A 15,725-nucleotide genomic window follows, 5' to 3' on the forward strand; every position below is an offset into this window, starting at 1 on the left:
AACCCTTGAGGTATCAATAAGCTGGTTGGTTTCAGTGAGTTAAATGGGAATAGTACCCCCCTTGTTGGGCGCGTAAATTAACGAGATAAGCAAGCCTTCCATCTTCAAATGAGCATAAAAAAGCCCCGAAACGAAATCGTTTTGGGGCTTTTGGTTTTTCAGATGCGTCTGGATTAGATATCCGTTGGCGGAAGTTTATCAATCGCAGTTCTTAGTATTTCACTCTCAGTGCTAGAGGCTGCTCCTACATCGACGCTGCTAGATGTGGATGAGTCACTTCCCACTTCGCCGGTTCCTGATACTGACGCTAATTCGCTACTTGTGTCGAGTGTAGAAGGTTCAATTGTAGGTAGTACAAGCTCTTCCGCAGTTAGTTCAATATCTATAGCATCGATAGTGACTTCGGTGACTGGCGAGGTTTTAACGAGATCTTCTTCTGCAGGAAGGGTAATAGTATCTTCCGTTAACTTGACGATATCGGGTGTACTCTCTACCGGCTCACCGGTCATCACCAGAGAGATTGCTTCTGTTTCTGGTGTCACTAATTGTGTTTCGGTGCTTAATTCCACAGATTGAAGTGGTTGTGTAGACATATCGACCATAGTTACCGCTGCAGGTTCGTCGGTCACAGCGGCTTCTAATGTAACTGACGCTTCTATTGTTGCTGACGCGCTCACGGTTTCTGTCGATTCGCTAGACACCACTTCAGGTACGCCTTCTCCTGACGCTGTAACAAACACGTTGAATTCTGCTGTTTCAACGGTGCCGTTACCATAATCTATTCGGTAAGTGAAGGTGTCTGTTAAGGTTCCCCCAAACACTTCAAGTGTATCGTCTGGTGTGTAGGTGTACGCACCGGTCTCATCAATCTGCAATGTACCGTACTGACCAACAACGGTAGTGCCGTTGTTTGCGTTTGAGAAAGTTACTCCATCCGCTGAAACTTCGAGAGTATAGCTTGGGTCAAACAGCACGTCGTTCTGTAGCAGGTTTCCAGTTGCCGCTTGCAAGCTATCGAATACATATTGATCTAAGAAATGGACAGTGGAGCTTACGTCAACGCTCACGCCGCCGCCGATACTTACTGCACCGGTATCTACATCCATGGTTACCCGATATTCACCTGCGGTGAGGCCATAGGACGTAAAGGAGCCATTGCCATCTATGCCCAGTAAGCCGATTAGCTGATCGCTGCTAAAGGTTTCAACGGCTTCCCATGTGCCATTATTATCTCGCTCAATGGTGAGTTCGATACCAGAACCTAGAGACAGTAAGTCACCGCCATTGACATCGAGCGTAATATCCTGAACGGTATTTTCAGCAACGACTATGGTATTGCTAACGGTGTCTTCATTCGAAGGTACAACAATAGTAGCACCTAAAGCACCTACTCCTAGCGCCCACTCATACGTCAGTGCCTCTGGTTCAGATACTCCAGCTGCGGTAGCAAAATCATAAGTGAGTTCCGCGCGAGCTGTATCTCCTGATACCCCTTGTCCTGATAAGTTAAAGTCTAAGGTTGCACTAGATGTATTATAGCCGTCGGAAATCGTGTAGCTGAAGCTATCAGAGTTACCTAAACCTTGACGTACGCCGTTGGCAACATAGGTGTAGCTGCCGTCTTCGAAGATGGTTAAGTCACCATAGTCACCTTCAATGGTCACGCCGCCAGTCCCGGTACCTAGCACGGTAACGGTGCTACCATTGGTTGGCGTAACCTCAGTGACTACACCCCCTTGGGCGATACTGTCACTTACATCACCACTATTGTTGGCATCGATCACATTCCCTGATGTTGAGGTACTACCTTCAAACGCATATTCAGTCAGTGTTGATGTGACATCGGTACGTTGAAGTAACGTTAATGTATTACTCAGAAGCGCCGCTGCAAGGGCGTCGAGGACGTCGTTGGCGAATGTGGTAAGCCCTAATCCGTTTAGGCCATTGTTAATGGTATGTACTAAATCGCCTGCGCCAATAAAATCTGATGCTGCTAGCGCTGGTTCAAGAATGAAGTTACGTACAACAGAGCCTAATCCCAGCCCATTTAATACGCTGGCTTCGGTTCCATTAAGTGAAGTCTCTAGTGCATTTAGCACAGCGTCTTGGTTATTTTCACCTAGTACAACACCTTCGTTGCCTAGTTCGGATAAAGTAATTGAATTGTCGTTGTCGGTATCAAAAAGGTTCTCAAGTTTGCTTTCATCATTTCGTACCACAATAGTGTAATCACCAGCCGCAAGCCCTGAGAAGGTGGCAACTAAGGTGTCATCACCGGTTACGCCGACAAGGTTTATTGCTGCCACGTCGCCCGCTAGCGAGTTATCAGGTGTTACTGCAAAGGCAACAACGTTGCCATCAGCATCGATAACTTCAACGATGTAAGCATCAGCGACGGCAAGCAGTGCTTTTTGACTGACTTCAACCACCACTTCACCAAAGTAACCTTCGCTGACGGTGAGGGTTGTTCCCGCCATCGGCGACCCTGCTGCAGGCGAACCTTCTAGTAAGCCAAGCACTTGCTTATCGCTGTCGGTCACTGGAGCATTAACAATGGCGGTCTGTGCGCCTAACGCCATGTCGTTGCTGTCATTCTGCGCTTGTACCGTAGGGAAGTCGCTACCAGAAATAGTAATGGTGAGTGCAGCATTATCCGACGTTTCACCGTCTGACAATGTATAAGTAAACACCTCATCTTGGCCAACAGCATTGCGATTGCCATTAGCGGTATAGGTGTAGGTTCCGTCAGCGGCAATTTCTAATACACCATAGTTACCCTGTAGGGTTGTGGTACCCGTTGCGGGAACGTTTACGCTATCACCCGCCGCATTAGTAATAATGGTAACTTGAGCACCATCAAGAATGGTGTCAGCGCCAACGCCACTTAAATCACCGTCGATAAGATTGCCTTGTGCTACAGTTTCGCCAGAATAGGTGTATTCTGCCACCGTCGTGGTAATCTCGGTATCCTGCAATACCGTAAGGGTATTACTGAGTAACACATCGGCAATAACACTTAAGATATCATCAAGGAATCCCGTTAAACCAATATCGTCAAGTGGGGCGGTAAGCAAGTTAACAAGTTGACCGGCTCCTATTACCGTTGTTGTGTCGAGAAGTGTTTCTAGCACACCGGCTACCTGCGTCCCTACAGAGCCTAGAGGAATGCCCAAGATGCCGTCGTTTAGGGTGGTTTCAACCGTATTGAGTACTACCTCTTGGTTGTTTGGCCCTAGTACCACACCTGCACTGCCTAGTTCAACAAGGCTGATGTCGCCGTTTCCGTCACCATCAAGCAGTTCTTCTAGTTTGTTTTCATCATTGCGTACAACCACCGTATAGTTGCCCGCATCTACGCCAGTAAGAGAGAAAGAAATGGTTTCGTCGTTTGAAACATTGAATATTTCTAAACCGCCTACATCGACCAGTTCAGAGTCTGCACTCACACCTTGATAGACGAGTTGGCCATTTTCATCGTAAATCTCAACGATATAAGCGTCTGCAACGGCGGCAAGTGCAATTTGGTTTACCTCAATGTCTACATCGCCTACATGGTTGGGTAACACTGTGAAGGAAGCGCTGGCATCAACGCCGCCCGTGGATTCCAATAACCCAATAACTTTTACATCGCTGGTGGTTTCTGATGGGTTAACCGTCACCACAGGTTCGCCCATATCAATGTTGTTGCCATCGTTAATGGCATCAAGCGCTTGAATAACCACATTTTGGCTAGCGGTACTCGCCGTGTTACCTGCTTCGTCAGTGACGGTTGCCACTACGGCATAGGTACCCACAGGTAGCGTTGTGCCTGTTAAATCGAGGCTCCAATTGCCGCTACCATCAATGGTGAGTTCAGACGCAGTACCGAAGGTGTAGTCAGTTCCGTTAAAAGTAACCGTTAATGTAGTATCGTCTGCAAGATCAACGGTACCATTTAACGTTAGCGTGGTATCGCTGGTAATAAAGTCTCCGGACGTGCCTGAATCGTTAGAAATGCTGTCGAAAGTCACGGTTTGTCCGTCGTTATTACCATCAATGGTGGTATCCACTATCACCGAGCCTGTGTTAGTGCCAACATTATCGTCAGGATCCGTGGCGGTTACGGTGGCGGTATAAGTACCTTCGGCGAGTGCGGCTACTGCGTCGTCAGCCAGCGTCCAGGTGCCATTTTCATTGTTGGTGGCGGTGTAGTCATTCCCGTTGATGGTAACGACTACCGTAGCGGTATCATCGTCCACTGTGCCTGTCAGTGCTGGCGTTGTATCGTTGGTGGTCAAATCATTGAAGGCGACCACAGGTGCCACAGCGTCAACGGTATCAGATGCGGGGTTACTGATATTGCCAGCTTGATCAGTTGCCGTGACAGTGACTACAACTCCATCTGCTAATGGTGTATCTGGCGTTACGCTCCAATTGCCGTCGCCATCAGCGACAACGGTGAAATCTGGCGTGCCGTCTCCGTTTACATCCACATTTACCGTTGCGCCCGCTTCGGCTGTGCCGGTAATTTCAGTGCCGTTGCCCGCTTCAACGGTAGGCGCTGCTGGTGCTGTGGTATCAATTACCACTGTACCTGTGTTTGTGCCAACATTACCGTCAGGATCCGTGGCGGTTACGGTGGCTGTATAAGTACCTTCGGCGAGTGCGGCCACTGCATCATCAGCCAGCGTCCAGGTGCCATTTTCATTGTTGTTGGCGGTGTAATTTATCCCGTTGATGGTAATGACTACCGTAGCGGTATCATCGTCCACAGTGCCTGTCAGCGCTGGCGTTGTGTCGTTGGTGGTCAAATCATTAATTGCCGCTACCGGTGCTATAGCGTCAACCGTATCAGACGCAGGTGCGCTGGTATTGCCAGCGTCATCTGTGGCTGTTGCTGAAACTACAACGCCATCTGCAAGCGGGATATCTGGCGTAACGCTCCAGTTGCCATCGCCATCGGCGACAACGGTGAAGTCAGGCGTGCCGTCGCCGTCTACATCGACATTTACAGTAGCGCCTGCTTCAGCTGTGCCTGTGATCTCAGTGCCGTTACCTGCATCAACAGTGGGGGCTGTTGGTGCTGTAGTATCAATAATGCCGCCATTTTCGTTTGCGGTTGCGGTATTGCCGGCACCATCGGTCGCAGTAGCGGTAACGGAATAATTACCTTCAGACAAGGCTGCTGGCACATCAACAGTGAAGGTTCCGTTGGCTTGAACGGTTGCATCGAAGGTTTGCGTGTTGCCCGCATTGTCCGTAACGCTGATGGATACCGTACTACCTGGTGCAATATCCGTCGTCCCAGAAATCGTGGGTGTTGTGTCATTTCCTGTTCCAAGCGCGTCCAAGGTAAGGTTGGGCACCGCCGTATTAATAGTACCGCTGGTGGTATCAGACGCTGAGTTTCCTGCTGCATCGGTGGCATTAGCGGTAACATCGAAGTTACCGTCAGCCATGGCATTGGGAACGTCTGCGCTGAAATCGCCGTTGTTATCGACAATAGCCGTAAATGTCTGCTCTGCTCCTACGCTGTCAGTAACGGTAATGGTCACTGAACTTCCGGGGCTTAAATCGGTGCTGCCGGTAATGGTTGGCGTGGTGTCGTTACCTGTGCCTTGTGCATCTAGGGTGATAGTTGGTGCAGTAGTATCTACGCTGCCGTTTGTTTCAGTGGCGGTGCTTTGGTTGCCAGCGGGGTCTTGGGCAACCGCCGTGACGGTATAGCCGCCCTCAGCCATAGCGTTTGGTACATCGGCCGAGAAACTGCCATCTATTTGAACAGTGGCATCGAAGGTCTGGCTTACACCTGCGTTATCGGTAACCGTGATGGTTACCGTAGCACCTTCAGGCAGGTCAGTATTGCCTGATATGGTCGGCGTTGTATCGCTATCTGGGGCTAGTGTATCTATCGATAGTACAGGTGCTGTAGTATCAATAATGCCCGTATTATCTACGGCAGTGGTGCTGTTGTTTGCTTCATCTGTGGCTGTAGCCTCAACGCTGTAAGGCCCTTCGGCAAGCGGTGAAGGTACATCCACGGTAAAGTTTCCGTTTGCATCTACAGTGGCAGTAATCGTTTGCGCATTCCCTGCGTTGTCAGTGACGACAAGGATAACGTCGCTACCTTCTGGAAGGTTGGTGGTGCCAGATAGCGTAGGCGTAGTGTCGTTACCTTCTTCTAGCGGCGTTATGGTTAATGACGGCGCTGTGGTATCTATGACGCCTGTGTCACTGGCTGACGCTGTGTTACCCGCATTATCACTGATTGTTGCAGTTACCGTAACGTCACCCTCGGCGAGTGCGGTACCTGGCGCTATAGAGAAGGTTCCGTCTGACTGCACAATAGCACTTAACGTTTGTACATCACCTGCGCTGTCGGTCACTGTCACGGTAACTACCGACCCAGCTGGCTCGTCAGTGGTACCAGTAATAAGCGGTGTTGTGTCATTGGTTGTGTCTGCGACATCTACCGTTAGTAACGGTGAAACGGTGTCGATAATACCTGCTTCGTTATCTGTTGCACTATTGCCTGCATCATCTGTTGCAGTGACAGATACGGTGAAGCTACCTTCAGCCATTGCCGCTGGCACATCTACTGAGAATAAACCGCCTGCAGCAACAATCGCTGAAAAGACTTGGGTATTCCCTGCGCTATCGACCACGGTTAGCTGTACCGTTGCGCCTTCCGGTAAATTTGAAGTGCCCGTAATGGTAGGCGTTGCATCGTTCACACTATCAATTTCATCCAGTGTGACCACTGGCGATAGTGTATCGATAACACCTGTCTCAGTATCCGATGCCGTATTGCCAGCGCCATCAATTACCGTGGCTTCAACCGTATAATTTCCATCAGCGAGTGTAGCAGGCACTTCTACACTGAAGGTACCATCAGATTGAACCGTTGCCGATAACGTTTGTGCGTTACCCGCGCTATCGGTCACCGTGATAGATACGGTGCTTCCTTGCGGCTGGTCTGTGACCCCTGTAATAAGCGGTGTTGCATCGTTTCCTATTCCTGGGTCAGCGACGTCCACCGTAGGTGATGTGGTATCAATAACGCCGCCGGTTTCGGAGTCTGAGCCGGTATTGCCATCAGCATCTGTCACCTCTGCTTGCACTGTGTAACTGCCTTCGGCTAAATCGGAAGGAACATTTGCACTGAATGAACCGTCGTTTTGTACGGCAGCAGTAAAGGTTTGCACTGCACCTGCACTGTCAGTCACTGTTATCGTAACCGTGCTGCCAACAGGCGCGTTAGTGTTGCCCGAAATAAGAGGCGTTGCATCGTTGGTTTGACCAAGCGTATCTAGAGTGATAGTTGGCGCATTGGTGTTTATATTGCCGCTGTCACTCACTGTTGTGCTGTTTCCTGCAGCATCTGTGGCACTCACATCAACGCTATAGTTTCCATCAGCAAGTGCATCAGGCACTTCAACCGAGAAAGCGCCATCCGCATTGACTGTGGCAGTCAGGGTTTGCACATTACCACCCGCGTCGGTAACCACTAAAGTAACCGATGTACCTTCAGGTAAGTCCGTGGTACCGCTAAGTAGGGGCGTATTATCGTTGCCACTGGCTACCGGATCTAAGTTAATGGCTGGTGGTGTCGTATCCACAGTACCGTTACCATCGGCGATGATAGATTGGTTTCCAGCGTTGTCGGTCGCTGTGACCTCAACTAAATAATCACCTTCTGCTAAGTCGGCGGGGACATCAGCACTATAACCTCCACCAGCTTGTACCGTTGCGGTGAAGCTCTGGGTATTACCTTCGCTATCAGTAACGCTAATGCTAACCGTATCCCCTGGAGCGAGATCGGTGGTACCTGAAATAGTAGGCGTTGCATCGTTAGTGATATTTTGCGCATCTATTGTTAATGTGGGGGCCGCTGTATCTACATTACCATTATTGTCTGCGACCGTTGCTGAGTTACCTGCGTCGTCAGTCGCAGAGACGCTAACACTGTATGCGCCTTCAGCTAAATCTGCGGGTACATCAGCAGTATACGTACCGTCTCCTTGTACTGTCGCAGTGAAGGTTTGGGTATTACCGTCACTATCAGTAACGCTAATGCTAACCGTATCCCCTGGGGCGAGATCGGTGGTACCTGAAATAGTAGGCGTTGCATCATTAGTTAAACCCTGAGCATCAATCGTTAATACGGGGTCGGTAGTATCGATACTGCCACCGTTTTCAGTAACGGTGGCACTGTTGCCAGCGCCATCTGTTGCTGTTGCCGTAACGGTATAATCGCCTTCAGGTAACGCCACAGGCACGTCAACAGAGAAGCTTCCGCCAGGTTGAACCGTAGCATTAAAGCTTTGCGTATTGCCCGCACTATCTGTCACCGTAATCGATACCGTACGTCCCGGCGCTAAATCGGTAGTGCCAGAAATAGTCGGCGTGGTGTCGTTACCTGAAGCAAGAGGATCAAGCGATAAACTAGGTGCTGCTGAGTTTATTTCTCCATTGTTGGTATCTGTGGTTGTATTGCCCGCTGTATCAGTAGCGGTCGCCGTTACATCAAAATTACCGTCGGCAACAGGGTCGGGGACATCTGCGCTAAAGTCGCCATTAGCATCAACCGTAGCCGTGAAGGTTTGCTGTGAACCCGTGCTGTCGGTAACCGTTATCGAAACCGTGCTACCGGCAATTAGGTCGGTACTACCACTGATGGTTGGCGTGTTATCGTTGCTGATGCCTTGTGGATCTAGCGTGATTAGTGGTGCAGTAGTATCCACACTGCCGCCGTTTTCTGTGTCTGAGCCTTCATTGCCCGCTGTATCTTGCGCCGTCGCCGTGACCGTATAGTCACCCTCAGCCAATGGTGCTGGTACATTAGCTGAGAAGCTGCCGTCAGATTGTACTGTTGCTGCAAAGGTTTGCGTATTGCCTGCACTGTCTGTGACGGTCAATGTAATGATAGACCCCGCAGGTAAGTCAGCCGTACCAGTGATGGCCGGCGTGGTATTATTTTCAGGCGTTAGCTCATCAAGGGTTAATTCGGGAGCGGTGGTGTCGATAACGCCTGTGTTATCGTTTATTGTAGTACTGTTGCCCGCTTCATCAGTGGCAATGGCTTCAACGGTGTAGCCACCTTCAGGAAGTGGGTCAGTCACATCAATAGAGAAGTTTCCACTGGCGTCTACCGTAGCGTTAAGCGTTTGAATGTTGCCCGTACTGTCGGTGACAAATAGAGTCACTACGCTGCCTTCAGCTAAATCTGTCGTTCCTGTAAGCGTAGGCGTGGTGTCGTTACCTTCTCCTTGAGGCGTTAGCGTTAACGAAGGTGCCGTTGTATCGATAGTGCCTGTCTCATTCGCCGCTGCACTATTACCTGCTTCATCGGTGGCTGTTGCCGTTACATCGTAATCACCTTCTGCAAGTGCCCCGGGAACGTCTACCGTGAAATTGCCGTTTGCATCAACAAGGGCGGTAAAGGTTTGGGTATTCCCCACGCTGTCTGTGACAGAGATAGACACCACCTCACCTTGGGCCAGATCTGTGCTGCCTGTTATAGTCGGTGTGGTATCGTTATCAGAGCCTAGTGCATCAAGTGAAATAACTGGTGCAACGGTATCTACCGCGCCATTGTTGTCGCTTACCGTGGCGCTGTTTCCGTTCTCATCTGTGGCAGTAGCGGACACTGTATACTCGCCTTCTGCAAGGGAAGCAGGAACATCCGCGGTGAAATTGCCGTTGCCATCAACGAGGGCGGTGAAGCTTTGAACGTTACCTTCACTATCAGTTACCGTTAACGTGACGGTAGCACCAGTTGGAAGGTCAGTCGTCCCCGAAATGGTAGGCGTAGCGTCGCTAATTGTGCCTTGCGCGTCTAGTGTAAGCGATGGCGCGCTGGTATCTAAAGTTCCAGTGTCTGTGGTACTTGTAGTATTGCCAGCGTCATCAGTGGCGCTAACGGTAACGGTATAGCTTCCGTCTACCATGTCGTTTGGAACGTCGGCGCTGAAGTTACCGTTTATATCGACCGTGGCATTGAACGTTTGGCTGTTGCCTGCGCTATCGGTCACTGTGATCGCAATGGTACTTCCTGGGGCTAAGTCCGTATTACCTGACACGGTTGGCGTTGCATCATTACCCGTACCTTGAGGATCTAGGTTGAGTACGGGAGCCGTGGTATCTATGTTGCCGCCCGCTTCCGTTTCTGTAGTGGTGTTGCCAGCTTCGTCAGTGGCGGTAACGTCTACCGTGTAGTCGCCCTCTGGCAGTGGAGACAAGACGTCGGTGGCAAAATTACCGTCTGCATCAACAAGCGCATTAATGGTTTGTGTATCACCATTACTGTCGGTCACGGTAATAACCACAATAGCGCCTTCAGGTAAATCCGTGCTACCTGAAATCGTCGGTGTAGTGTCATTGCCTGAATCTAATGGATTGATACTAATAACAGGCGCTTGTGTATCCACGTTGCCGCCTGTTTCATTTGCGGTAGCTGAGTTGCCTTGGGCATCAGTTACCGTAGCCGAAACGGTGAAATCTCCTTCGCTAAGCGCACTAGGCACATCTGCGCTGAATGTACCGTCGTTTTGAACTGCCGCTTGGAAGCTCTGTGAGTTACCGTTTGCATCGACAACCGTGATGGTAACGAGTGTGCCAGGCGCAACGTCTGTTGTCCCTGAAATTGTTGGCGTCTCATCACTGGTTGAGCCTTGGGCACCAAGGGTTAGTAGCGGTGCTTCACTGTCTACATTGCCTGTGGTATCAACAATAGCTGTATTACCTGCACTGTCGGTTGCAGTAGCGCTAACCGTAAAGTCACCATCTTCAAGTGCGTTTGGTACGTCAACGCTAAAGTTTCCATTTGCATCGACAAGCGCATTTACCGTTTGAGAATTCCCCGCACTGTCGGTCACGACCAAGTTGACCGTGCTACCTTCAGGAAGATCAGTGGTGCCTGAAAGGGTTGGGGTGGTATCACCTGTACTTCCCGGGTTATCTAGTGTTAAAGATGGCGCGGTGGTATCGATAGTTCCACCATTATCAGAAACGGTTGTGGTATTTCCATCACCGTCGGTGGCGGTAGCGGTTACCGTGTAAGGGCCGTCTGCAAGCGGTGTTGTCACCTCGGCATTGAAGGTACTATCTGCGCCCACTGTCGCTTCAATGGTTTGCGTGTTACCCGCGTTGTCAGTCACAGTAAGTGTTACTGTGCTGCCTTCGGGCAAACTCGTAGTACCAGAAAGCGCTGGCGTGCTGTCGTTGGTTTCACCCTGTGCGTCAATCGTTAATGCAGGCGCATTAGTATTAATGTTGCCTGTTTCATTGGCAGATGCTTCATTGCCCGCTTCATCTTGTGCTGTAGCAGTGACGGTAAAGTCACCGTCTGCAAGCGCCTGTGGAACCTCTACCGTGAAGTTACCGTTTGCATCCACTAGCGTATTAATGGTTTGGGCGTTACTTGCGCTATCAACAATCGTTAGCGACACAACACTCCCTTCAGCTAAATCGCTACTTCCGGATAGGGTCGGTGTCGCATCGTTGCCTGAACCAATAGGGTCGAGAGCAAGAGATGGCGCAGTGGTATCAATGCTCCCACCGGTTTCTGTGGTGCTTGCTGTATTGCCGTTTTCATCGGTTGCTGTCGCTGTAACACTATAGTCACCTTCAGCCAAAGCACTTGGCACTTCAGCACTGAAGTTGCCGTTTTCATCTACGGTTGTTTCAAAAGTTTGTTGATTGCCCAAGCTATCGGTCACCACAATGGTTACCGTGCTACCTTGGGGTAAATCAGTGGTGCCGCTTAATGTTGGTGTAGCATCATTACTCACATCTAGTGGGTCTAGCGTTAAACTAGGTGCAGCGGTATCAATGTTACCTTGTTCCGACGCTGTATCTTGGTTACCAGCGTCGTCGGTTACCGTAGCAGTAACCGTAAAGTTACCGTCAGCAAGGTCTGCTGGCACGTCTACTGAGAAAGTTCCGTCGTTTGCGACAATTGCCTCAAAAGTTTGTGTGTTGCCAGCGCTATCAGTTACGGCTATCGAAACCGCGCTACCCGGTGCTTGATCGGTGTTACCTGAGATAGTTGGCGTGGCATCGTTAGTACTGCCTTGAGCGTCTAAGTTAACTAGGGGCGACGTTATATCAATATTTCCGCCAGTTTCTGTGGCAGTAGCGGTATTACCGCTGGCATCGGTTGCAGTGGCTGTGACGCTGTATTCGCCTTCCGCTAATGGATTGGGCACATCGACACTGAAATTACCAGAACTGTCTACCGTTGCCGTAAATGTTTGCGTATTGGCAAGCGCATCGGTTACAGAGAGTGTGACAGTGCTGCCAGTGGGTAAATCGGTAGTACCAGAAATAGTAGGCGTTGTGTCGTTGTCATCGCCTAAAGGATTCAGAGTTAGGCTTGGCGCATTACTGTCCACAGTGCCACTTTGAGACGCTGACGCACTATTGTCAGCTACGTCTGTGACGGTTGCTTCAACGGTATAGTCGCCGTCGGCGAGCGCATCAGGCACATCGGCAGTAAATTCACCGTTGGCATCCACCGTTGCGGTGAATGTTTGACTATTACCTGCGCTGTCGGTAACGGTTAGCGTAACGGTACTTCCTGCTTCCAAATCAGTAGAGCCACTTACCGTCGGCGTTGCATCGTTGCCAGCTCCAAGCGGGTCAAGCGCAATGGTGGGCGCTTGTGTATCTATGTTGCCGCCATTCTCAGTTACGGTTGCCGTGTTGCCCGCATCATCTGTCGCACTTGCTTCTACCGTATATTCGCCTTCGGTTAACGGTATGGTGACGTCAACGTTAAAGTTACCATCGTTATCAACAACCGCTTCAAGCGTTTGCGTGTTTCCGGCGCTGTCGGTGACCACCACAGACACCGTTGAACCTGGCGCTAAATCAGTAGAACCTGAAATAGTCGGTGTGGTGTCATTGCCGTCCGTTTGCGGGTTAATCGACAGAGTGGGGGCCGTAGTATCAATATTCCCACCGTTTTCTGTTACTGTAGTCGTGTTACCTGCTTCATCGGTTGCTTCTACCGTTACTTCGTAATCACCTTCAGGCAGGGCTACTTCAACATCCACAGCAAAATTGCCATTTTCATCAATAGTGGCAGTAAGAGCTTGTTCATTACCTTGGCTATCCACAATGGTAATGACCACTTCACTCCCCTCTGGTAAATCAGACGAACCTGATATAGTGGGGGTTGTATCATTGCCGGTGGTTTGCGGGTCTACAGTAATGATTGGAGGCGTAGTATCAAGCACAGTGGTTGCGCTGACGGTTGAGCTATTGCCATCACTATCTGTAACAGTAATCTCTATTTCATATTCGCCTTCTTCACTACCGGCTGGAAAATCAACGTTAAAGTTACCATTTTCGTCAGTGGTGCCTGTGATAGTCTGGCTGTTTCCGTCGCTGTCTGTAATAACAACAACAACCTCAGAATTAGGCGCGTCGCTAGAGCCGCCAATACCTTCACTACCGTTCGTCGGCGACCCCGTTTCAATAACAACCGTTGGGGCTTCGGAATTGATAACCGCGTCGATGGTAGTGGATGATGTATTTCCAGCTTCATCGGAAACGGTGGCTGTTACTGTAAAGTCTCCGTTCGCAAGTGCTTGTGGGACCTCTGCGCTGAAACTGCCATCTTCTTGAACGATTGCGGTAATTGACTGTGTGCTGCCATCGCTATGAATAATAGCTAACGTGACCTCCGAACCCGGTTCAGCATCGGTATCGCCGTTAATAACAGGCGTTTCATCGTTAGTAGAGCCGATAGGATCGAGGCTAATGATTGGCGCTGTTGTGTCTACTTCACCTGTGACTGTCGTTGTTGAGCTATTACCGGCTGGAGTGGTTACAGTAACATCTACGGTATACTCACCTTCACTGAGTTCTGCGGGCACATCTTCATTAAAGGTACCGTCTGCACCTACCGTTGTGGTAATCGTTTGTTCATTACCTTCACTGTCGGTGACAACAATGATGACCTCACTACCAGGAGGGGCATCGGTTTCACCAGATACATTTGGTGTAGTGTCGTTTGTTGGCGCAGGTTGATTTACCGTAGTTGAGGGACTGGTAGAGTCATAATCACCGCTTGTCTCGGCTTGTGCGGTATTGCCAGCGCCATCAGTAACTTCAGCGGTTACGTTGTAGGTGCCTTCGGCTACAGGGTCAGGTACTTCTACGCTAAATGTACCGTCAGCAGCTACCGTGGTGGTGAAGGTCTGCGTTACTCCCGCACTATCTGTCACCGTAAAGGTGATTGTGCTGCCTGGTACTGCATTCGTTAAACCAGAAAGTGTTGGCGTAGCATCACCGTTTATACCAGGGTCGTTTAGTGAGATCGTAGGTGCAGTAACGTCGATAGTGCCTTGCGCTTCGGTGCTTGCAGTATTGCCGGCTTCATCGGTCACACTGGCATTAACCGTAAACTCGCCTTCGGCCAATTCAGCCGGTACGTCTGCACTGTAAGTTCCGTCAGCCTGCACAATGGCGGTCACCGTTTGCGTGTTGCCCGCGCTGTCGGTAATGGTAAGGGTAACGGTACTGCCCGGCGTGGCATCGGTGGTACCGGTAAGGGTTGGCGTGGTGTCGTTATCCGAACCTGGCACATTAATAGTGATTGTTGGTACGGTGGTATCAATAACGCCGGTGGTGTCGGCGGTAGCCGTGTTGCCGGCTTCATCGGTCACACTGGCGTTAACGGTAAACTCGCCTTCGGCCAATTCAGCCGGTACGTCTGCACTGTAAGTTCCGTCAGCCTGCACAATGGCGGTCACCGTTTGCGTGTTGCCCGCGCTGTCGGTAATGGTAAGGGTAACGGTACTGCCCGGTGTGGCATCGGTGGTACCTGAAAGAGTAGGCGTGGTGTCGTTATCCGAACCTGGCGCATTGATAGTGATTGTTGGCGCGGTAGCATCAATGGTACCGGTCGTCGTATCGCTTGCGGTGTTGCCCGCGGCATCAGTCACATTGGCTTCTACGGTGAAGTCGCCATCAGCCAGTGCTTCTGGCACATCAACGGTAAAGCTACCATCATTCTCGACTAAAGCGGTGAGCGTTTGTACGTTACCCGCACTGTCGGTGATGGTAAGGATTACTGTAGAACCGGTATCGGCAGTGGTAGTTCCTGTGATAACGGGTGTATTGTCATTCGATAAGGCAAGCGTATCTAACTGTATCTCAATATCTGTGGCGAGGTCTCCACCATCAGAAAATTCACTGTTGTTGTCTACTGAAGTATTGTTCGCTGAAGCAGGTTCATAGTCGAAAGAAACGGGATCAACAGATTCGCTAATTCTATCTACTCGAACAAAATCGCTGCCACCATCAGCTCCAGTGCCACCGTCTAAACCCGCCGCCGTAGATTCTAATGATTCTAAAATGTCATCATCGCCTGCTAGGGCTTCCAGAAAGTCTTGATCTAAGCTTTCATCTTCGCCAGCATCTGCAAGCAAGGTACTGAGGTCATCGACACTGTCGTCGAATAACGCGAATTCATCGTCGCTATTCGCATTGGTGAAATCAAGCTGAAGGGGAAAGGTGACGTTCTGGCCCGACGGAATAGTATGAAGCGTGCCGTCTACACTTACAACAACCGTACTATCATCTGCAACAAGAATAGCATCACCCTCGTTGACGATAGTGCCAACTTCAAGAGGGGCGGACACGTTTGACTCGGCAGCACTGAGGGTGGCGTCGCCATTCACTTCAATAATAATTACATCGGCCATAAAACACCTATTTAAAAAATCTATTTAAAA

The 15,725-nt window shown here is 50.2% G+C and carries 1 protein-coding gene; it reads right to left on the reverse strand.

All coding sequences use genetic code 11. From position 1 onward, the window contains the following. Positions 1 to 173: 173 nt before the first annotated feature. Positions 174 to 15,695, reverse strand: coding sequence for a beta strand repeat-containing protein (locus EP13_RS04785; RefSeq protein ID WP_044056293.1), 15,522 nt, complete (start codon positions 15,693 to 15,695; stop codon positions 174 to 176). Positions 15,696 to 15,725 lie beyond the last annotated feature (30 nt).

The organism is Alteromonas australica (genome assembly GCF_000730385.1).
Classification (GTDB): Bacteria; Pseudomonadota; Gammaproteobacteria; order Enterobacterales; family Alteromonadaceae; genus Alteromonas; species Alteromonas australica.